The 20,738-nt window shown below is 72.0% G+C and carries 19 protein-coding genes; 5 read left to right on the top strand and 14 right to left on the bottom strand.

Annotation, left to right across the window (positions count from 1 at the left end):
- Positions 1-2: 2 nt before the first annotated feature.
- The 13 genes from ACRDSK_RS13490 to ACRDSK_RS13430 all read right to left on the bottom strand — a co-directional run bounded on the left by ACRDSK_RS13490 (position 3) and on the right by ACRDSK_RS13430 (position 11,261).
- Positions 3-632 carry a LysE family translocator gene (locus tag ACRDSK_RS13490; RefSeq protein ID WP_431440912.1) on the bottom strand — a complete coding sequence of 210 codons (630 nt, stop codon included), beginning with the start codon at positions 630-632 and terminating at the stop codon, positions 3-5.
- On the bottom strand, positions 623-1,216 hold the full coding sequence (locus tag ACRDSK_RS13485) for a UbiX family flavin prenyltransferase (RefSeq protein ID WP_431440910.1): 594 nt from the start codon (positions 1,214-1,216) through the stop codon (positions 623-625). Before ACRDSK_RS13485 ends, ACRDSK_RS13490 begins: the two co-directional genes overlap by 10 nt.
- On the bottom strand, positions 1,213-2,640 hold the full coding sequence (locus ACRDSK_RS13480) for a UbiD family decarboxylase domain-containing protein (protein ID WP_431440909.1): 1,428 nt from the start codon (positions 2,638-2,640) through the stop codon (positions 1,213-1,215). Before ACRDSK_RS13480 ends, ACRDSK_RS13485 begins: the two co-directional genes overlap by 4 nt.
- Complete coding sequence (locus ACRDSK_RS13475; protein WP_431440907.1) at positions 2,637-3,323, bottom strand: hypothetical protein; 687 nt, start codon at positions 3,321-3,323, stop codon at positions 2,637-2,639. The genes ACRDSK_RS13480 and ACRDSK_RS13475 overlap by 4 nt, the downstream gene beginning before the upstream one ends.
- Complete coding sequence (locus ACRDSK_RS13470) at positions 3,320-4,039, bottom strand: hypothetical protein (RefSeq protein WP_431440906.1); 720 nt, start codon at positions 4,037-4,039, stop codon at positions 3,320-3,322. Before ACRDSK_RS13470 ends, ACRDSK_RS13475 begins: the two co-directional genes overlap by 4 nt.
- The gene (locus ACRDSK_RS13465) at positions 4,032-5,396 is read right to left on the bottom strand and encodes a TrpB-like pyridoxal phosphate-dependent enzyme (protein ID WP_431440904.1); all 1,365 of its coding nucleotides are present in this window, start codon (positions 5,394-5,396) and stop codon (positions 4,032-4,034) included. Before ACRDSK_RS13465 ends, ACRDSK_RS13470 begins: the two co-directional genes overlap by 8 nt.
- Positions 5,393-6,088: a transglutaminase-like domain-containing protein gene (locus tag ACRDSK_RS13460; RefSeq protein ID WP_431440902.1), complete on the bottom strand. Its 696-nt coding sequence runs from the start codon at positions 6,086-6,088 to the stop codon at positions 5,393-5,395. The genes ACRDSK_RS13465 and ACRDSK_RS13460 overlap by 4 nt, the downstream gene beginning before the upstream one ends.
- The gene (locus ACRDSK_RS13455; protein ID WP_431440900.1) at positions 6,085-7,242 is read right to left on the bottom strand and encodes an acyl-CoA dehydrogenase family protein; all 1,158 of its coding nucleotides are present in this window, start codon (positions 7,240-7,242) and stop codon (positions 6,085-6,087) included. The genes ACRDSK_RS13460 and ACRDSK_RS13455 overlap by 4 nt, the downstream gene beginning before the upstream one ends.
- Before the next feature lie 87 nt (positions 7,243-7,329).
- Positions 7,330-7,704, bottom strand: a complete 375-nt coding sequence (locus tag ACRDSK_RS13450) for an ectoine synthase (protein WP_431440898.1) — start codon at positions 7,702-7,704, stop codon at positions 7,330-7,332.
- Positions 7,705-7,723: 19 nt separating this feature from the next.
- Entirely contained in the window at positions 7,724-8,509 is a 786-nt protein-coding gene (gene trpA / locus ACRDSK_RS13445; RefSeq protein WP_431440896.1) for a tryptophan synthase subunit alpha, read from the bottom strand.
- The gene (locus ACRDSK_RS13440) at positions 8,502-9,530 is read right to left on the bottom strand and encodes a hypothetical protein (protein WP_431440894.1); all 1,029 of its coding nucleotides are present in this window, start codon (positions 9,528-9,530) and stop codon (positions 8,502-8,504) included. The genes trpA and ACRDSK_RS13440 overlap by 8 nt, the downstream gene beginning before the upstream one ends.
- A gap of 1 nt (position 9,531) precedes the next feature.
- Positions 9,532-9,792, bottom strand: coding sequence for a phosphopantetheine-binding protein (locus ACRDSK_RS13435; RefSeq protein ID WP_431440892.1), 261 nt, complete (start codon positions 9,790-9,792; stop codon positions 9,532-9,534).
- Entirely contained in the window at positions 9,789-11,261 is a 1,473-nt protein-coding gene (locus ACRDSK_RS13430; RefSeq protein ID WP_431440891.1) for an AMP-binding protein, read from the bottom strand. The genes ACRDSK_RS13435 and ACRDSK_RS13430 overlap by 4 nt, the downstream gene beginning before the upstream one ends.
- A 316-nt stretch (positions 11,262-11,577) precedes the next feature.
- Between ACRDSK_RS13430 and ACRDSK_RS13425 the strand changes: the two genes are divergently transcribed.
- Genes ACRDSK_RS13425 through ACRDSK_RS13410 form a run of 4 tightly spaced genes read left to right on the top strand, consistent with a single transcriptional unit; the run spans position 11,578 to position 16,242 of the window.
- The gene (locus tag ACRDSK_RS13425; protein ID WP_431440890.1) at positions 11,578-12,621 is read left to right on the top strand and encodes a family 2 encapsulin nanocompartment cargo protein polyprenyl transferase; all 1,044 of its coding nucleotides are present in this window, start codon (positions 11,578-11,580) and stop codon (positions 12,619-12,621) included.
- Between the two features lie 38 nt (positions 12,622-12,659).
- Entirely contained in the window at positions 12,660-14,141 is a 1,482-nt protein-coding gene (locus ACRDSK_RS13420) for a hypothetical protein (protein ID WP_431440888.1), read from the top strand.
- The gene (locus tag ACRDSK_RS13415; protein ID WP_431440887.1) at positions 14,138-15,049 is read left to right on the top strand and encodes a terpene synthase family protein; all 912 of its coding nucleotides are present in this window, start codon (positions 14,138-14,140) and stop codon (positions 15,047-15,049) included. Before ACRDSK_RS13420 ends, ACRDSK_RS13415 begins: the two co-directional genes overlap by 4 nt.
- Positions 15,046-16,242: a cytochrome P450 gene (locus tag ACRDSK_RS13410; protein WP_431440886.1), complete on the top strand. Its 1,197-nt coding sequence runs from the start codon at positions 15,046-15,048 to the stop codon at positions 16,240-16,242. Before ACRDSK_RS13415 ends, ACRDSK_RS13410 begins: the two co-directional genes overlap by 4 nt.
- 15 nt (positions 16,243-16,257) lie before the next feature.
- Here ACRDSK_RS13410 and ACRDSK_RS13405 read toward each other — a convergent pair whose 3' ends face one another.
- Complete coding sequence (locus ACRDSK_RS13405) at positions 16,258-17,859, bottom strand: GMC family oxidoreductase (RefSeq protein ID WP_431440884.1); 1,602 nt, start codon at positions 17,857-17,859, stop codon at positions 16,258-16,260.
- A 607-nt stretch (positions 17,860-18,466) separates the two neighbouring features.
- On the opposite strand from ACRDSK_RS13405, the gene ACRDSK_RS13400 reads away from it, so the two are divergent.
- On the top strand, positions 18,467-20,738 hold a 2,272-nt coding region (locus ACRDSK_RS13400), incomplete at its 3' end, for a sensor histidine kinase (protein ID WP_431440882.1).

Here is a 20,738-nt window from a genome sequence, read left to right as displayed (position 1 = left end):
GCCTACGCCAGGGCGGCGAAGACGGCCAGGGCCAGCAGGGTGGCGGCGGACAGCAGGCGCTGCCAGAAGTGGAACCGCGGGTTGCGGTCCAGCCAGCGGCCGACCGCGACCGAGCCGGCGGCGTACAGCAGGTCCAGCGCCAGCGCGATGAGGAAGAACACCAAACCCAGGATCAGCGCCTGGCTGGGCACCGAGTCCAGCTCCGGCGCGATGAACTGTGGGAACAGCGCGAGGAAGAACAGCGCGACCTTCGGGTTGAGCACGTTCACCAGCGCGGCGCTGCCCAGCGTGCGCAGCAGCGTCTGGTCGGGCACCTCCCGCGACAAACCGCTGCCCTGGGCACGGAACGCCCCCCAGGCGAGGTAGAGCAGGTACGCGGCGCCGGCGTACTTCAGGATGTTGAAGGCGACCGGGGACGCGGCGATCAGCGCCGAGATCCCGATCACCGTGCCGACGACGTGCACCAGCGTGCCCAGCTCGACCCCGAACGCGGAGGCGAACGCCGCGCGGCGGCCGCTGATGATGCCCTTGCTCAGGATGAACAGCATGTTCGGCCCCGGCACGATCACCAGCAGGAACGCCGTGCCCGCGAACAGGGCAAGCGTTGCGGGCGGCGGGATGCTCACGTCCATGGCGCGCCTCCGTCTCGGTTCGCTTTCGTTCGGCCGGTCCATCGCGGCAGGTCCGGCAGCTCGAGGCCGAACTGGTCGAGCACCCGGCCGACTACGTGGTCGACGATGTCCTCGACGGAGTCCGGCTTCAGGTAGAAGGCCGGCATCGGCGGGGAGATCACCACACCGAGCCGGGCGAGGCCGAGCATGTTCCGCAGGTGGACCTCCGACAGGGGCGACTCCCGCGGCACCAGCACCAGCTTGCGGCGCTCCTTGAGCGTCACGTCGGCGGCCCGCGGGACCAGCCCCTCGCCGTATCCACTGTGGATCGCGGCGAGCGTCTTCATGCTGCACGGCGCGATCACCATGCCGTCCGTGCGGAACGAGCCGCTGGCGATCACCGCGGTCACGTCGCCGGGCGGGTGCACGTGGTCGGCCAGCTCGGCCACCTCGCGGGCGGAGTAGCCGGTCTCCAGCTCCAGCGTCGCCCGGCCCCACCGGCTGAGCACCAGGTGAGTCTGCACGTCCATCGCCCCCAAGGCCTGCAGCAGCCGGATGCCGATGATCGACCCGGTTGCACCGGTGATGCCGACGACGATCCTCATCGCAGCGCCCCCTCCGCCCGCGGGGAAAAGCTGCGCCGCACCGAGTCCCGCAGCGCGTACGGCACCGTGGCGTCGATCAGTGTCCGCTCGCTCTCGCCCGCCGGCAACCCCTTGGCGACGGCCCAGGCGGCGGTCTGCGACGGGTCCATGGCCAGCGGCCGGTACCCGGGAAACGTGGTGGCGGCGCCGACGTTCCCGCGCGTGGTGACCGCCCACCAGACGTCCTCGGCGCACCGCACGTCGACGTCGTCGTCGGCGCACACGACCAGCTTGACGAACGGGTGCCGGTCGAAGATCCGCCGGGCGAGAGGAGCGAGCCGCTCGTCGTCGCGCCCGGATCGCTTGCGCACGGCCAGGAACAGCGTGAGCATGCCACCGCCGGCGGGCGAGAGGTGGACGTCGTGGACCAGGTCGAGGTCGACGTCCAGCTCGGGATCGGAGCCCGTGGCGACCGACAGCGCGCCGGCCAGGCCGAGGATGATCGACTGCTCCCGACCGGGGCCGATCACCGCCTGGTAGCGCGGATCCCGCCGGGTGGTCAACGCGGTCACCGTGATCACCGGGAGCTCGTCGCGCGCGTCGCCGTCGTAGCCGAGGAACTCCGGCATCGACACGTCCGGCGGGCCGTTCAACGACTCGGCCGTCAGCGCCTCGTCGAGGTGGCCTTCCAGCACGATCTCCGACTCGGCCAGCACTTCGGTGTCCTGGCTGACCGCGTCCGCCAGCGCGATCGCCTCGCCGGCCAGCGCGCCGGCGACCGCCAGCTTGTCCACCGGGAGCAGGTCCGTGGTCAGCGCCGAGGCGATCACCACGGCGGGCGGCGCGCCGATGTTGACCGACACGGCCAGCCGCTCGCCCGCGCGCACCGCGGCCTCGTGCAGCGCGCGCAGCCGGCGGCTCGGCAGCATCCAGATCGCCAGGCGGTCCCGGCCGGTGAGCAGCATGCGGTGGGTCGACAGCGCGGTCGCCCCGGTGCGCGGGTCGCGGGCGTACACCACGCCCAGGGTCAGGTAGCGGCCCGCGTCCCGAGGAGTGGCGCGCAGCGCGGGCAACGTCCAAATGTCCACATCGGACGAAACGAGTCGCTGACAGGGCGCGGTGGGCACCCGGTGGGTCGGCCGCGCGGCGTCGAGCAGACCGGCGACCGCGGTGGCGCTGGTGCGCGCGGGCAGGCCGGGCAGCCACGACCGCACCCGCCGCTCGCTGCCGTACGCCCCGATGATCACCGGCATCGCCGAGCCTTCCGCCCGGTAGGTAACGACCTTCTCGTCGCGGGCGGCGGAGTTCGCCGGAATCCCGGCGTAGTGCGTGGCGTAGTGGGCCGCGATGTCGTCCGGGGACACGCAGTCGACGTGCGCGGCGCGCTCGGCCGCCGGCACCGTGTCCAGCGCGGCGCGCAGCGAGGTCCCCGGGTTGCCGGTCACCGCAGGCACCGCCCGAGCTCGGCAAGCCACGCGCCGGGACTCGCCGCGGTGAGCAGCCCGGTGCCGACCAGCAGCCCGGTGTAGCCCGCCGCGATCAGTCGCGCGCCCGCGGCCGGGCTGGTGATCCCGCTGGCGCTGACCGCACAGCCGGCGCGGACGGCTTGCAGTGCGGCCAGCAGTCGCACGCTGCGGTCCAGGTCGCCCGGGTCGCGCTCGCGGTTGGCGATGTCCTTGTTGTTCACCGCGACCACGCACTCCTCGGGAAAGCGCAGCGCGGCCACCTCGCGCTCGTCCACGACCTCCACGAACGGGGTGAGCCCGAGCGCGAGTGCCGACTCGGCCAGCCGGTTCAGCACGTCGGCCGGTAGCAGTCCCGCCGTCAGCAGCACCGCGGACGCGCCCTGGTCGGCGGCCGCCCGCAGCTGGGACTTCCGGGTGAGGAAGTCCTTCTGCAGCACGGGAAGCCCGGTGTGCTCGGCCACCCGCGGCAGGAGGTCGGCGGTGCCGCCGAACCAGCGGCCGGTCACCACCGAGACGCACCCGATCCCGCTGTCCCGGTACGCGTCGAGCACCTCTTCGACCGACCGGTCGCCGAGCAGCGGCACGCCGGCGGACGACTTCAGCTTGATCTCCCCGATGACCGGCACCCGGGCGGTGGCGAGCGCCTTCGCGAACACGGTCATGCCGCGACCTGCCAGCGTTCGCGCCGGTCCCACGCCCGGTGGATCGCCGCCACCCGGGTCGCCGCGAACCGGCCGGCCGCGTCGCGCGCGGCGGAGTCCACGTCGACGCCGAGGAAGCCGGGATGGGCCCGGACGGCGGCGAACCGCTCGGCGTTGGCCGCGGAGATCCCGCCGGCGAGCAGGAACGGCGCCATCGCCGCGTCCGCGACCGCACGTGCTACGGCCGGTTCGAGCTCCCGCCCGGTGCTGCCGACCTCGCCCCGCGGGCCGACGGCGTCCAGCAGGAACACGTCCGTGCCCGCCCGCCGGTAGGACCGCAGCAGCCGCTCCTCCTGGCACTCGGACCCGGCCACGTGCAACACCTTGACCACGGTCGCCCCGTCGACCGCGGCCTTGATGGCGCGAACCACCGGAGGCGGCTGGTAGCCGTGCAGCTGCACGATGCCGATGCCGGCCTCGAGCATCGCGCCGGCCACCGCGGCCGCGTCCCGGTCGAACGTGACCAGCACCGGCGTGCGGCCCGCCGCCTCGGTCGCCGCGGCAAGCTCGGCCAGCCGCACGCGGTCGAGGTCGGCGTGCCCGCCGGCGACGCCGTGCCACAGGCCGACCAGGTCGGCGCCGCCGGACGCGAGCGCCGCCACGTCGGCCCGGCTGGTGGCGCCGCACACCTTCAGCAGGGGTGCGCCGGTCGCGTGGTGAGGCAGGTGGTCACGCATCGGGTACGGACGGCAGGTTGCTCAGCGCGGCGGCCACGCCGGCGTGGTCGTACGCGTCGTCACGCAGCTCACCCGCCAGGTAGGCCTGGTAGGCGCCGAGGTCGAAGAAGCCGTGCCCGGACAGTCCGAAGACGATCGTCTCCTGCCGGCCTTCCTCCTTGCAGCGCAAGGCTTCCGTGACCGCCGCGTGAATCGCGTGCGTGGACTCCGGGGCGGGCACCAGGCCTTCCGACTTCGCGAAGGTCAGGCCGGACGCGAAGCAGTCGGTCTGGGAGACCGCGACCGGCTCGATGAGGCCCTGCTCGACCGCACCGCTGACCAGCGGCGCCATGCCGTGGTAGCGCAGCCCGCCGGCGTGGAACGCGGGCGGCACGAACTCGTGGCCGAGGGTGTGCATCCGCAGCAACGGGGTCAGCCCGGCCGTGTCACCGAAGTCGTAGGCGAACTTGCCCTGGGTCAGGGTCGGGCACGCGGCGGGTTCCGCGGCCACGACGCGGACCTGGGCCCGGCCGGCCAGTTTCTCGCCGAGGAACGGGAAGGTGAGCCCGCCGAGGTTGCTGCCGCCACCCGCGCAACCGATCACGACGTCGGCCTGGTCACCGGCGAGCTCCAGCTGCTTGAGCGTCTCCTGGCCGATCACCGACTGGTGCAGCAGCACGTGGTTGAGCACGCTGCCGCCCGCGTAGTTGGTGAGCGGGTCGCCCGCCGCCAGCTCGACCGCCTCCGACGTGGCGATGCCGAGACTGCCGGTGCACTCCGGGTCGTCCGCGAGGATTGCCCGCCCCGCCGCGGTCTCCGTGCTCGGGGAGGGCACGCACCGGGCGCCGTAGGTCTCCATCAACAGCCGGCGGTACGGCTTCTGGTGGTAGCTGACCTTGACCATGTAGACGGACACGTCGAGCCCGAACAGCGCCCCGGCGAACGACAGTGCGGAGCCCCACTGACCGGCGCCGGTCTCGGTCACCAGCCGGGTGATGCCGGCCTCCTTGTTGTAGAACGCCTGCGCGATCGCGGTGTTCGGCTTGTGGCTGCCCGCCGGGCTGACGCCCTCGTACTTGTAGTAGATCTTCGCGGGCGTGTCGAGCGCCTGCTCGAGCCTGCGGGCCCGGTACAGCGGGGAGGGCCGCCACTGCGCGTACAGCTGGCGCACCTGCTCGGGGATCTCGATGTCGCGCTCGGTGCTGAGCTCTTGGCGCGCCAGCGTCTCCGGCATGATCCCGACCAGGTCGTCCACGGTGATCGGCGCACCCGTCCCCGGGTGCAGGAGGGGCTCGAGCCCGGGCAGGTCCGCGGCGATGTTGTACCAGGTGGTCGGTATGTCGCGTTCGCTCAGCTGGTACTTGATCTGGCCGGTCATGCTGCTTCTCCTTGTGTCGACTCGTGCCGGGCGGCGTCGTTGGCGAGCGTTCCGGCGACGAAGCTGGTGGGGGTGGCGAAGAGGTCGGGGTGGGCGGCACGCAGTCCGTTGAGGACGAGTTCGTACGGGAGGTCGTCGAACTCGCCGTGCTCGGTGAGGAACTCCATGTGCTTGCGGCCCTTGAGGTCGTACGGGTGGTGCAGGCTGTCGTGCACGCCGTCGAAGTCGAGCGGCGCGATGCCGTACAGCCGGCACAGGATCCGGTTGAACACCGGCGTCGCCCGGACCCAGTTCTGTCCGTTGTGGACGACCGTGAGGCAGTGGTAGGTGAAAACCTCGCCGCCGACCAGCTCGCGCAGCCGCGGGGAGGACAGGTGGTTGCGCACATCGGTGAGCAGCAGCCGGCTCGGCACGCCGATCGCGCGCAGCGTCGCCGCGTAGAGCACCGACTTGTGCAGGCACATCCCGGAGCCGCGGCCGAGCACCCCGCTCGCCCGCAGTCCCTCCCGGGACAGGTCGGCGCCGAACACCTCGTAGTTGACCTGGTCGCGGACCGCGCGGTACAGCGCGACGGCACGGGTCATCGGGTCGCCCAGCTCCTCGGGAGCCCGGCGCCGGACGAACTCGGCGACCTCGGCCGAGTCGGAGTCGAGGAACTCGGTCGCGCGCAGCTGGGCCCCGGTGGTCGTCATGCCGCCCTGCTCCCGCCCAGACCCAGTGCGCTGGCGATCCGAGTGCGCTGGACCTCCGAGGTGCCCGAGTAGATGGTGCCGGCGACGGCGTTGCGCAGGTCCTTCTCCACGCCGTACTCGGCCATGTAGCCGTTGCCGCCGAGCAGCTGCACCGCCGCCATCGCCGAGGCGACGTTCTGCTCACTGGCGACCAGCTTGGTGATCGCGAGGTCGGTGGTGATGCTCTCGCCGGCGGTGAACTTCGTCGCGGTGTCGTAGAGCCACTTGCGGGTGGTCTCCACGCCGACCTTCATGTCCGCGATCCGGTGCGACACGGCCTGGAACGACGCGATCGGCGAGCCGAACGCGGTCCGCTGCCTGGCGTAGTCCACGACCTGCTCGAGCCGGTGCTCCATCTCGCCCAGGTTGATCACGAACGAGCAGAGGATCTCCCACTTCATCACGTGGTCGAGCACCAGGAAGCCGCCGCCGGGGCGGCCGACGACGTGCCCGGCGGGCACCCGGCAGTCGTCGAAGAACAGCTCGGTGAGCGGCGACGTGCGCAGCCCCATCTTCGGGATCGGCTCGCCGATCGCGAAGCCCGGCGTGTCACGCTCCACCAGGAACGGCGTGATGCCCAGCGGCCCGCCGTCGGGATGGGTGCGCGCGTACACCACGAAGACGTCGGCCACCGCGCCGTTGCTGACGAACGTCTTGCTGCCGTTGAGTACCCAGTGGTCGCCGTCCCGGCGCGCGGCGGTGCGCATGGCCAGCGCGTCCGAACCGGACCCCGGCTCGGTGATCGCGTGCGCGCCGATCCGGTCGCCGTCGCAGATGGCCGGCAGGAACCGGGCCTTGAGGGACTCGTTGCCGAACCGCTGCAGGGGAACTCCCACGCTCACCATGTGCGTGGAGACGGAGAAGCTCAGCCCGCCGTCGCGGCAGCCGTAACCGAGTCCCTCCAACAGGTACATCGTGGTGAGCAGGTCCAGGCCGAGCCCGCCGAAACGCTCCTCGAACGGGACCCGGAACAGGTCCGTCTGCTGGATGAGCTTCCACTTGGCGTGCGGGAACCGGCCGGCGGCGTCGGCGGCCACGTGGTCGGCGGACAGCTCCGCCGACCACGCGGCCAGCGCCTCGCGTAGGTGTCGTTGTTCGGGGCTCCAGGTCGGCATGTTTCTCCCTGTTGATCCGGAGCTCCAGACTCGCATCGTTGCGCCCGCGGCTCTTCCGCGATCGTGCGGACCTTGCCCGGGGAGCGGTCAGTAGCTGGAGAACTCGCCGGCGTCCAGGGAGTGCGTCTCGTCGCCGCGCAGCGCCGGGCTGAACACGCACACCAGGCGGAGGTCCTCGTCCGGGGAGGCGATCAGGAAGTGCGGGTCGTGCTCGTCGAGCGCGTACAGCGTGCCCGGCTCGAGCGGGAAGGAGTTGCCGTCGAAGTCGAGGACCTCGCCGCTGCCCTCGATGCAGTAGCAGGACTCGAGGTGGTTGCGGTACTCCAGCCGGGACTTGGTGCCCGCCCGCACGATGGTGTCGGTGAGCGTGTAGTTCATGCCGTCGGCCTGGAGCAGGAACCGGCGGCTCAGGCCGTTGCCCCAGTCGACGGACGGGACATCGGAGAGGTGACGGACGATCATGGTTACTCCTCGGGGCGGGTCAGGTCGGCTTCAGGTCGCTGACGAAGTTGGTCAGTTCGGTGACCGGGTCGAGCCGGTCGCTCAGCGCGTGCTCGACGCGGGAGACGGCGGCGCTGCCGATCACGGCGGCGTCCGCGCCGAGCTCCCCGATCGCGGCGACGTCGTGCCGGTCGCGCACGCCGAACCCGACCGCGACCTGCGCGGGCGCCGTCGCGCGCAGCTGCTCGACCGTGCCGCGCAGCTCGGTGAAGTCCTGGTCGGCCTGGGTGCCGCTGCGGCCGTAGCGGGCGACCAGGTAGACGTAGGCGCCGGCCCGGTCGGCGGCCTCGGCGAGGATCTCCGGCGCCGACTGGGCGTAGCAGGTGGTGACCACGGGCACGGCGCGCTCGGCGGCGGCGTCGTAGTACTCGGTGCGCAGCCGCGGCGGCAGGCCGTGCAGCAGCACGCCGTCCACCGGCTCGGCCGCGAGCCGGTCGAGGAACCAGCTCACCGACCGCGGCTTCACGGTGTGGCTCCAGTCCGCGAGCAGGACGATCCGCAGGTGTCGCAGCTCGCTCGCGACCGACGCGACGAACCGCAGGGTCTGGTCGAGGTCCACGCCCTGTTCGAGCGCGCGGGTGGCCGAGCGGCGGACCACCGGTCCGTCGGTGAACGAGTTCGGGAACGGGACCGCGAGCTCCAGGCAGTCCACCCGCTGCTCGTCCAGCGCGAGGACCACGTCCCGCAGCACGGGCAGCGGCGGGTCGCCGGCGTTGAGGAACACCGCGAGCCCGGGGCGGCGGCCGGTGAAGAAGGCGTCAGCCATGAGATCCTCCCGCTCCTACGAGCGTCCGTGCGGACAGCCGCTGGACCAGGTCCAGCGCGGCCCCGTCGTCGATCGCCGCCCGCGCCGCGCGGACGCCCGCCGCGAAGCCGGGGGCGACCCCGCCGAGCACCGCGAGTGCCGCCGCGTTGAGGCAGACCGTGGCGACGGTCGCCGCCGGCGCGTGCCCGGCGAGCAGCGCCCGGAAGCCGTCGGCGTGGTCCTCATCCGCGGGCCTGCCCAGGTCGGCCAGCTCGCCGCCGCCGAGACCGAGCGCCGCCGGATCCACGACGAACGAGCCGCCGCGGTTGTCGTGCACCTGGTTCGGGACGACGCTGAGCAGCTCGTCCGCGCCGAGTTCGTTGTGACACAACCAGATATTGGTGCCCGGCTTGTGGTGGGCCAACCTGTGGAGTGCGGAATGCGTTGCGGTGTTTGACATCCCGGTGAGCTGTGCACCCGTCGACACGTTCGCCAGGAACGGGCCGAGCGTGTTGACCAGACCGCCGACGGCGCGCATGCCCAGCGGCAGCACGGTCCTGGCGAGCCGGGTCAGCTCGGTGGGGTAGACGAACTGGCCGGCGAACGCGATGCCGTGCCGGTGCAGCTGTTCGGTGGCCTCCCCGGCCGAGCGGGCCAGCGGGATGCCCAGCTGGTCGAGGATGTCGATCGAGCCGACCGAGCCGGAGCCGGCGCGGGAGCCGGTCTTGAGCACCGGCACCCCCGTCGCCGCGGCCACCACGGCGGCCGCGGTGGAGATGTTCACCGTGGACGGGCCGCCGCCGGTGCCGACGATGTTCACCGCGGCCGGCAGGCGCAGCGGCGGCGTGGTGCGCCGCTGCGCGAGCGAGGTGACGAACCCGTCCGCGGTCACCGGTCCCGGCGGCCGCGCGGAGAGGGCGGCGAACAGGGCCGCAGCCTCCGCGCGGTCCACCCGCTTGTCCGCGAGCGCGTCCCAGAACCGGTGCCAGGACGCGGCGGTCACGTGTTCCCCGCGGACCGCCGCGGTCACGATGTCGCGCATGTCAGCCAACCCCCGCGGGCGCTAAGGCGCGGGCGACGAAATCATCGATCGCGGATACGGTGCGGAAGCTGTCCGGGTCCAGCTCGAGGTCGTCGACGGCGAGTGAGAACCGGTCCTCCAGCCAGGCGATGACCTTCAGCAGGCCGAGGCTGTCGACCACGCCGGTGGCCAGCAGGTCGTAGTCCGCGGGCAGCTCGGCAGGGTCGCTGCCGGGGAGGAACTCGTCGGTGACGAAGGCGGTGATGACTGCGATGTTGCTCATGAGTTTTCCTTCTGGGTGAGGGTGTGCAGCAGGTGCTGTCGATCTGGCTTGCCCGTCGACGTCCTGGGCAGGGCGTCGTCGGTGAGTTGGAGGGTGGCGGGGATGGCGGTGCGTGGCAGCCGGTCGGCCAGATACCGCCGGAGCTCGAGCCCGGTGAGCTCGGATCCGGGGCGGCGGCGGGAGATCGCGTGCAGCCGGTTGCCGGCGACCGGGTCGGGGACGGCGATGGTGACGGCCTCGGCTACGTCGGTGTGGGCGGCGAGCACGCGGTCGATCTCGCCGAGGTCGGTGCGCACGCCGCGCACCTTGACCTGGAAGTCGGTGCGCCCGATGAGGGTCAGGCGGCCGTTCGGGTCTACCTCGACGAGATCGCCGGTGCGGTAGTACGGGCGGTCGTCGGCACCGGTCGGGTGTGGCACGAACCGGCCGGGGTTGAGGGTCTGGTCGAGGTAGCCGGTCGTCTGGAACGGGGTGTTGACGTACAGCTCGCCGGTCCCGCCGCGGTCCACCACGGCCCCGGTGTCGTCGACGACGACCACCGACACCCCGGGGATCGGCTCGCCGAGTGGGGCCCGACCGGTTGGCAGCGCGTCCCGGTCGAAGCGGTGCAGCATGCTGTCGTTGGTCTCCGTGCAGCCGTACAGGTTGTACAGCTGCGCGGCCGGGAACAGCGTGGGCAGCGCGGCGAGGGCCGGCGCGGGCAGCGCGTCCCCGGTGACGATGACGTGCCGCAGGTCTGGGAACTCGCCAGGGAGCTCGCCGCCGCCGGCCAACAGCTGGAACGGCATCGGCACGGCCTGCAGGACCGTGACCCGGTGCCGGTGCAGCAGCCCGGCGAGGTGGCGGGCGTTGGTGGCTCGCTCCGGGTCGACCAGGACGACACGGCCGCCGTGCTTGAGCGTCGCCCAGATGTCCAGCAGGCACAGGTCGAAGTTGAGTGGGCTGTAGTTGAGGACCGTGCTGTCCGGGCCGAGGTCGAACCGGGTGCCGGCCCAGTCGGTGAACCGGTCCACGGCGCCCTCGGTCAGCGGCACGATCTTCGGCACGCCGGTCGAGCCCGACGTGGTCAGGTGGAAGGTGCGGGCGTCCGGCCGCGGCGTGCGGTCGTGCCGCCGGGCGATGTGCCCGCCGATCTCCACGTCCGCGGGGAAGTCGTCCGGCGAGACGACCGCGGCGCAGCCGGCCGCACGGAACAGGTCGGCGCGGGTGCGCTCGGCGAGCGTCAGCGAGGGCAGCACGAACGGCCGCCGGGCCAGCAGGCAGCCGAGCACGAGCGCGATGCCGTCCGGGGTCTTCGGGGCCAGCAGGCCGATCGGGGAGTCGGGGTTGCCGGCGAGGCTCTCGGCGAACCGCGTCGCCCGCCGGTACAGCCGGCCGTAGGTGACGGTCTCGTCGCCGTGCACCAGCGCGGGCGCGTCGGGTGTCGACTCCGCGTGGCCGCGAACCGCGCCGCTCAGTGATCCGGTCACCGCTGCCTCCCAAGCTCTCCATATCGCTGTTATATAACACCGTAAGTTGACCACTGGCGGGTTGGCAACAGCAGGCGCCAACAGGCGCACGATCAAAGAAGGCGTGCGGCGTCGGGGGAGTCACATGGGGATACTTCGGCATCGAAAACCGTTGTGCCCCAGGCATTCGCGCGAGGGCGGCGCGTTGCCGCACGGCGGTGGTGTGCGGACAACCGTCCGACTGCGGGTATCGGGCGCGTCACGGATGGTGTACCAAGGAGCGCGCGATCGCGTGGGAGCGGCGGGCCACACACTGGAGAGAGAGGGCGTCGGCCAGATGGCACCACTCGAGATCGACGCGAGCCGGTCCGGGGCAGAGGTTCTGGCTTGGAGCCGCGAACTGGTGGGTCCGGTCCTGCGAGCGGCGGTGGACCGATTGCCGGCCTCGATGCGGCGAGTCGCCGGTTACCACTTCGGCTGGTGCGACGAGCACGGCGAGTCCGTCGGGCCGGGCGGCGATGGCGGCAAGTCGGTCCGGCCGGCGCTGGTGCTGCTGGCCGCGCAGGCCGTGGGCGGCGACGCCGAGCGAGCGCTGCCGGCGGCGTGCGCGGCGGAGTTGGTGCACAACTTCACCCTGCTGCACGACGATGTGATGGATCGCGACCTGACCCGCCGGCACCGGCCGACCAGTTGGGCCGTCTTCGGCTCCAGCACGGCGATCCTCGCCGGCGACGCGCTGCTGACGCTGGCCTTCGACGTGCTCGCCGAGGCGGGGCGGCCGGCCACCGGGACCGGGATGCGCACGCTGTCCACGGTCCTCTACGAGCTGGTCGACGGGCAGAGCGCGGACCTCTCGTTCGAGGCGCGGGAGGATGTCGAGCTGCCCGAGTGCATGCGGATGGCGGTCGGCAAGACCGGATCGCTCTTGGGTGGCGCGTGCAGCCTGGGCGCGATCTTCGGCGGCGGCAGCTCCGAACAGGTCGACCGGCTGCGCGGATACGGCCGCAACGTCGGGCTGGCGTTCCAGTTCGTCGACGACCTGCTGGGCATCTGGGGCGACCCCGGCCGGACCGGCAAGGCGGTGTACTCGGACCTGGCCAACCGCAAGAAGACCCTGCCGGTGGTGGCCACGCTGACCTCCGGCACCCCGATCGGGCAGGAGCTGGCCGACCTCTACCAGCGCGAGGAACGGCTGTCCGACGCCGAGCTGGCGCGCGCCGCGGAGCTGATCGAGTCGGCGGGCGGTCGCGTGTGGACGGAGCAGCAGGCGGACGAGCACCTGGCGCGCGCGTTGGCGTGCCTGGAGGAGGTCGGGCTGGACACGCGAGCCACCGCCGAGCTGGGCGAGCTGGCCCGGCTGGCCGTGCATCGGGACCACTGAACGATCACTGAGACGTCATCGGCGACGGAAGGAAGTAGATGCAGAAGGCGATCGAGCAGGCGGACCGGATCGTCGGCGAGCTGGGTGAGCGGCCGGTGGCGGCGATGGCGTACTCGACCTCGTGGGCCGCGCGGTTGACGAACGACGACGGCGAACCGGTTTTCCCGCAGGCCCGCGAGTGGTTGAGAAGCCGGCAGCACGCCGACGGCTCGTGGGGCGGCTCGGTGCCCAACGCGTACGACCGGCTGGTGTCCACTGTGGCCGCCGTGCTGGCGCTGTGCGAGGTGCGCGGCGGCGACGGGGCCGACTGGGCCACCACCGCGGTGCGCGCCGGCGTGGACTACCTGCGCGACCACGCGTCGGACTGGCGGGGCGCGGTCGGGGAGCCGATCGGCTTCGAGGTGGTCGCGCCCCACCTGGTGGAGCAGGCGCGCTCGGCGGACCTGCTGGCGATCGACTCGCTCACGGAACTGGTGCGGCTGCGCGACGACAAGCTGTCCCGCGTGCCACCCGGCGCGCTGTCCGCGCAGCCGACCGGACTGCTGTACTCGCTGGAGGCGCTGGGCGACCTCGTCCCGCTGCCCGAGATGGCCAAGTTCTCCGCGACGAACGGGTCGATGGCCAACAACCCCGCCGCGACCGGCGCGCTGTGGGCGTCGACGAAGGACCCGGCGGCGCTGGACTACCTGCACGAGGCGGCCCGCTCGGCCGGCGGCGGCGGGATGCCGGAGATCTACCCGATCAACGTGTTCGAGCCGTCCTGGGTGATCTACCTGCTCGGCCGCGCCGGGCTGGTCCCGCCGAGCGCCAAGGAGCACGTCGAGCGCCTCGCGACGCTGGCCGGCGACACGAGCGAGCCGCTGGGAGTCAGCGCGGAGTTCCCGGTGCCGGACTCCGACGACACCGCCATGGTCGCCAACGTGTCGCACGCCTTCGGTTACGAGTCCACCTCGCTGCTGGAGTCCCTGCTGTCCTTCGAGGCCGACGACCACTTCGTCGGCTTCGCCCACGAGCGGGGTGCACCGGTCAGCGCCAACGCGCGGGTGCTGGAGGCGTTCGCCCAGCAGCCGGACCGGTTCGCGGCGCAGATCGCCAAGGCCACGACGTTCCTTGTGGACAGTCGCGAGGAGTCGGCCTGGTGGTACGACAAGTGGCACCTGTCGCCGTACTACGCGACCGCGCAGGCGGTCTTCGGGCTCGCCGGCACCGCGGCCGCCGACACGCTGGCCGGCACCTGGCGGTGGCTGCTGGAGGGCCAGCTCGCGGACGGCTCCTGGGGCGTCGCCGGCGGGTCGGCCGAGGAGACCGCGTACGCCGTGCTCAGCCTGGACGCGCTCGCGCCGGCCCACGGTCCGCTGCCCGCGGACGTTCGCCGGCGCGCGCACGCCTACCTGCGCGAGCACCTCGACACCACCGACCACGTCGAGCTGTGGATCGGCAAGGGCCTCTACACGCCGCCCACGGTCGTCCGCGCCGCGGTCCTCGCCGCCTGCGTCGTCAGCCGGGAGGCCGGCGAATGACCGACCAGCTCTACGCGCCGGCCGGGCAGTGCGTGCCCATCGTGACGCTGACCTCGAAGGTCCTCGCCGAGCTGCGCGGCTGGGCGGCCGAGGAGCTGCCCGGCAGCGAGGACCAGCTGCCGCTGCTCGGGGCGGCCTTCTGCGAGGCGATCGTCGGTCCCTGGGCCACCGCGGAGCAGCTGCGGCTGCCGGCGCGCATGGTCATCTGGACCTACGCCTTCGACGACTACATCGAGCGCGAGGTCACCGAGCTCGCCGACCTCGACGCGTTCCTCGACCGCTGCCGGGCCGTGGTCCACACCGGGCGGCGCGACGACGGCGACCCGTTGCTGGCCAGCCTGTCCGGCTGGCAACAGGCACTGTCCGAGCTGCCCGGCTATCCGGCACTCGCGTCGCTGTGGGAGGAGAAGGTCGACCGCGTACTGCGCGGCCACCGCTACGACTGGGTGGTCGGCGCGGAGCGGGAGCGGGGCAACCCGCCCGACGCGGGCGTCGAGGAGTACCTCGACCACGCCGACAGCATCACGCTGTGGATGGTGCACCTGCCGCGGTGGATCGCCTACGGCGGCGACGAGGTCCCCAAGCGGCTGGACGTGCTCGCGCCGGCGCTGGACGACTCGTCGGTGGCGGTCCGCCTGGCCAACGACCTGGCCACGATCGAGCGGGAGCGGTCCGAGCCCGGTCAGAACAACGTGTTGATGTACGGCGTCTCCGAGGACTGGGTGCGCACCGAGCTCGCCAACCGGATCGCGGCCGTCGAGCAGCGCCTGGCCCCGCTGGTAGCCGAGAACTTCCTGCCCGCCGTCGGGCTCATCCGCCTCACCGAGTGGTCGGTGGGCATCTACGTGGGCAACGACATGCGCGACGTGACGGGCACCTTCCAAGCCGACGGAGGAAGTGGAGCATGAGCCCGACACCGTCCGACCTCGACGCCCCCGTCCGGGAGTTCAACCACCACAGCGATCCCGCGGTTCGCGTGGACCCGTTCACCGCGTTCGACCGGTTCCGCGACGAGCGGGTGTTCTGGACCCCGGAGCTGGACGGCTTCTGGGTGCTCACCCGCCACGCCGACATCCGCGCGGTGCTGCGCGACACGGACGCGTTCTCCAGCCGGCACACCTCGATCCCGCCGGCCGGCTGGCCGCGCCCGCTGATGCCGGTGGAGCTGGACCCGCCGGACCACGGCGCCTACCGGGTGCTGCTGGCCCGCTGCCTGAACGGGCGCGCGGGCGCGGCGCTTGCGAAGGCGGTCGAGGACGCGTGCGCCCGGCTGGTCGCGGGCCTCGCCCCGGCCGGTCGCTGCGACCTCGTGCTGGACTTCGCCCGCCCGCTGCAGAACGCCTTGTTCGCCGCGCTGTTCGACGTGCCGGAGGAGGAGACGCAGGCCTGCGCGCGGTGGGCCGCCGACCTGCTCCAGGACGCCCGGCCCGCCGACCGGGCCGGCGCGGTCAAGGAGTTCATGTCCTATGTGGAGCGAGCGATCTCCGAGTATTTGGACGGCACCCGGCGCGGCGAGGGCAGCGGTCTGCTGGAGTTCCTCTCCCGGGCCGAGGTGGACGGCCGGCCGCTTAGCCGCCAGGAGTCGCTGGACCTCGCGTTCCTGATGGGCATGGCCAGCCTGGACACGTTGACCAACTCCGTCAGCTTCAGTTTCCGTTACCTGGCAGCGCATCCCGAGCACCAGCAGCGGCTCGCCGCCGAGCCCGGGATCGCGGCCGGTGCCGCCGAGGAGCTGCTGCGCCTGCACTCGGTCGTCAGCATCGCCCGCACGGCCAAGCGCGACACCGAGGTCGCCGGGGTCCGGATGCGGGCGGGCGAGCGGGTTCTACTGTCCTTGGCGCTCGCCGGCCGGGACCCGAACCACTACGCGGACCCGGCGGCGGCGGACTTCGACCGCGCGAACGCGGCCAGCCACGTCGCCTTCGGCTTCGGCGCGCACCGCTGCCTCGGCGCCCGCATCGCCACCCAGGGGCTGACCGCTGCGCTGCGCGAGTGGCACGCCGCCATCCGCGACTACTCGGTGCCGCCGGGCACCGAGCTCGTCACGGACGGCGGCGCGGTGTGCTCGCTGGAGAACCTGCCGCTCACCTGGCAGGTCTGAGCAGGGCAGGTCCGATCAGGCGCCGCCGAGGATGAAGTCGGCGGCGCGCCAGCCGAGCGCCATGACCGGTCCGTTGAGGTTGCCGGAGATCATGGTCGGCAGCACGGAGGCGTCCACGACGCGCAGGTTCCGTACCCCGCGGACCCGCAGCTGCGAGTCGACCACGTCGTCGTCGTTCGGGCCCATCGCGCAGGTTCCGACGGCATGGAAGCCGCACAGGCCGTTGGTCAGGCCGGCGTCGAGGATCTCCTGGTCGGTCTGCACCGCGGGCCCGGGTGCGGTCTCGTGCTCGATCCGCTTGGCCAGCGGCCCGGTGGCGAACAGCCGGCGCATGCCGCGGAAGATGTCCACCGCCGTGCCGCGGTCGTGCTCGGTGCCGAAGAAGTTGGCGTCGATGTCCAGCATGCCGTCGGGGTCCGTGGAGGTGATGCGCACGCCGCCGACGCTGTCCGGCCGCAGGATGTAGCCGATGCACCATATGCCTGGCTCCCGCTCCACCTGCATGGGCTGGCCGGGCTCGGCCGGCGCCATCGAGAACGGCGCGATCTGGATCTGGGTGTCGGGACGGTCCAGCTCCGGGCGGGACTTGAAGAACCCGACGAGGTCGAACGACGGCGCGGCCAGCGGCCCGCCGCCGGTCGCCTGGTACTCGGCCGCCGCGGCCGCCTGGCCCTCCTCGGTGGCGAGGATCTTGTTGTACCCGATGTCCTCCGCGAGCCGGAACTGCAGCGAGAACACGCGGTGCTCGAGCATCCGGCCGCCGACGTTCGGGCTGTCCACCAGGACGTCGACGCCCGCGGCGCGCAGCACCTCGGCGGGACCGATGCCGGAGAGCTGCATGAGCTTGGGCGTGGCGAGCGCGCCGGTCGCGAGGATCACCTCGCGGGTGGCCTGAGCCTCGATGGCCTGCCCGTCCTGCCGGCCCCGCACGCCGACCGCCCGGCCGCCGTCGACGAGGATCCGGTCGACGGTCGTCTGTACGGCGACGGTCAGGTTGGGCCGGTCCAGCACCGGGTGGAGGAACGCGCCGGCGGCGCTGACCCGCTGACCGTCGCGGATCGTCGCCATCGCGTAGCCGATGCGCTCCTCGTCGGACTCGTTGAGGTCGCGCATCCGCCGCCAGCCGAGCTCGGTGCCCGCGGTCAGCACGTCCTCGAGCAGCGGGTCACCGCCCTCGGGGGTCGAGACGTGCACCGGGCCGCCCGCGCCGCGCACCTCGGAGGCGCCGAGGGAGTTGTCCTCGATGGTCTTGAAGACCGGCAACATGTCGTCCCAGCCCCAGCCGGGGTTGCCGAGGGCTTCGAGCGCGTCGTAGTCGGCGCGCTGGCCGCGGTTGTACACCAGGCCGTTGACCGCACTGGAACCACCGAGCACCTTGCCCCGCACCCAGTAGTCGGGTTGCTGCGCGGGTCCGAACGGGCGGGTGGGGTAGAACCACGCGGTGTCCGGGTCGCCCAACAGCTGGCCGAATCCCCGGGGCATGGCGATGAGCGGGTTGGTGTCCTGGTCACCTGCCTCGACCAACAGCACGCTGACAGCGGGATCCGCGGAGAGGCGGTTGGCGAGTACACAACCCGCCGATCCTGCGCCGACGATGACGTAGTCGAACTGTGTCACGGAAACTCCCGTCCTTGCTGACTCGTCCCTGGTTGAACGATCCGACCGAAGTGGGCACCTGACGCCGCGATCGAGATCCGGAGAAGCTCAGCACGGCACAGTAGTACTCCCGGTCCGGTCCCGGAAGGAGAATGTGCGGACCACCGATCGGCACTTGTTCGTCCAGTTCGGAGCCGTTATGCGGACGAATTGGGTAATAGTGGATAGTTGAAATAACAAACTTCCGCCTCCGGTCGCGGTTAACCGGCATGTTGACCGAAAGTAGGGTTCACAGCGAGGCGTTGACCCACTAGGGTGGCGCGCCCGCCAGGCGTGCTGATCGTCCACTGTGGACGTTCTCGTGGTCTGGAACGGTGCCCGAACAGGGAAAACGGACGCGCACCGTCCTCTTGCGCCCGCGGCGGCCCGATCGCGGGCTACCAGCCGGTAGTCGCGGATGACACGGTTGGTATGTTCAGGCGCGACGTGTTAACCCACTAGGGTGCCTCGGAGATTGCCGCCGGGCCCTGGGCCGGCGAGCCGATCCAACGCGCTGACAATAAGGGAGTCGGGGTTTCTCGTGAGGCTTGCCAGAAGTGGCAGGAGGCGCCGGAGCATCAGGCTGCGGATGCTGGCCATCGTGCTCATCCCCAGCGCGGCGTTGCTGGTCATCGGCGTGGGTGCGTCCGGGTATCTGGTCTACCAGGGATACAACGCCCAGGAATGGGCCACGACGATGCAGGCCACCGTCGCCCCCGGCACCCAGCTGGCCTCGCTCGTCGAGGAGGAACGCCGGCTGAGCCTGCTGCACATGGGCGGCGACAAGAAGGCGGCCGCGGAGCTCGCGAAGCAGCGCACGGAGCTCGACACCTTGCTGGGCGGCCTGCAGACTCTGAACGAAGACCTCATCAAGCTCAACCCGGACGCCATCGGCGAGACCATCGCCGCGTCCCAGCAGGTGTTCGGCCAGCTCCCGCAGATCCGTCAGGGCGTCGACTCCGGCCAGGCCAGCTCGAGGGACGTGTACGACTTCTACAACCAGGCCGTCGACATCGTGAAGCAGGGCCTGCAAGGTATCGCGAAGACCGCGCCCGACTCGGTCACGGCGGTCGAGGAGTCGACGGCCACGACGCTGTACGACGTCGCCGACGCGATGTCGCGCGGACACGCGCTGGCGGCCGGCGGCGTCACCAACGGCGGGCTGACGGTCGAGGAGTTCGAGGAGTTCACCCGCCAGGTCGGCCGGTACCACACCGAGCTCGAGGCGGCGGTGCCGATCCTGACCCCGGCGCTGCAGGAGCGCTACTCCGACCTCATCGGCACCAAGGCGTGGAAGACCCTGGGCGACGTGGAGAAGGCCCTGCTGCTGCGCGGGCCGCGACCGTCCCCGGATGAGCGGGACGACCGGAACCTGCCCGTCAGCATCGCCGAGTGGCAGGCCGCGTCGGCGGAGGTCAACGGCGAGCTGCTGGACATCTACTCCGAGCACCACCGCTACGCCGAGGGTTTCGCCGCCCAGACCGGCCGCGAGACGTTCCGCAACTCGCTGATCGGTGGCGGCGCGATCCTGCTGTTCACGCTGGCGGCCGCCTTCGTCGCGGCCCGACTGTCCAACCGGGTGGTCAAGCGCATGAAGCGGCTGCGCGCCGAGACGCTGGAGCTGGCCGACGTCCGCCTGCCGCGCATGGTGAACCGGCTGCGCGGCGGCGAGCAGATCGACGTCGCCCGCGACGTGCCGGCGTTGGACTACGGCACGGACGAGCTGGGCCAGGTCGCCGAGGCGTTCAACAAGGCCCAGCGCACCGCGGTCGCCGCGGCCGCGCAGGAGGCCGAGATCCAGAACGGCGTCAAGGCGGTGTTCCTGAACATCGCGCACCGCAGCCAGGTCGTCGTGCGCCGCCAGCTAGAGGTGTTGGACAAGGCCGAGAGCGAGCAGGAGGACCCGGAGCACCTGGAGTCGCTGTTCCAGCTCGACCACCTGGCCACCCGCGCCCGGCGCAACGCGGAGAACCTGATCATTCTCGGCGGCGAGCGGCCGGGCCGGCAGTGGCGCAACCCGGTGCCACTGCTGGAGATCGTGCGCAGCGCCATCGGCGAGACCGAGCACTACCGGCGCGTGCACACGACCCGGTTGCCCGAGCTGTTGGTCTCCGGGACCGTGGTCGGCGACCTCATCCACCTGCTGGCCGAGCTCGTGGACAACGCGACGGCGTTCTCCCCGCCGGACTCGCGGGTGGAGGTGCGCGGCAACTCGGTCGGCAAGGGCGTGGTGATCGAGGTCGAGGACCAGGGCCTGGGCATCCCGCGCGACGAGCGCGAGGAGCTCAACGCCTTCCTCGCGGACCCGCCGGACTTCGGCGTGATGTCGCTGTCCGAGGAGGCCCGGCTCGGCCTGTTCGTGGTGTCCCAGCTGGCCGCGCGGCACGGCATCACCGTCACGCTGGTGGACTCCGCGTACGGCGGCATCAGGGCGATCGTGCTGGTGCGGTCCGCGCTCATCGCGTCGATGCCCGGTGAGGGCGTGCCGCCGAACGGGCTGGCCTCGGAGTCGAGGCCGAACCTGCCCAGGCCGCGTCGGGAGCGGCTGAACCAGGAGGACCCGTCGACGACGACCGGGCCGGTGCACACCCAGAACCGGCGCGGCTGGCCGGACGACTTCGCCGAGCCGACGGTCCGCTGGCCGTCCGAGGAGCCACTGTCCTCACAGGAGCCATGGGCGACGCAGGGATCGTGGGCGTTCCCGGAGTCGTGGTCCACACAGGAGTCATGGCCGGCACAGGCGATCGGGAACGACATGCCGCCGCAGGAACCGGTGAGCCGCGAGCGGGCCACGCCGTCGAGAGGCAACGGCAGCGACGGCTCGAACCGCGGCGGCCAGCAGGCCGACGACCGGCGGCCGC

It is taken from the genome of Actinophytocola sp. (assembly GCF_050699915.1).
In the GTDB taxonomy this organism is placed as follows: Bacteria; Actinomycetota; Actinomycetes; order Mycobacteriales; family Pseudonocardiaceae; genus Actinophytocola.
The sequence above is the reverse complement of the archived record's forward strand: the minus strand, read 5'-3'. Positions and strand labels throughout refer to the sequence as shown.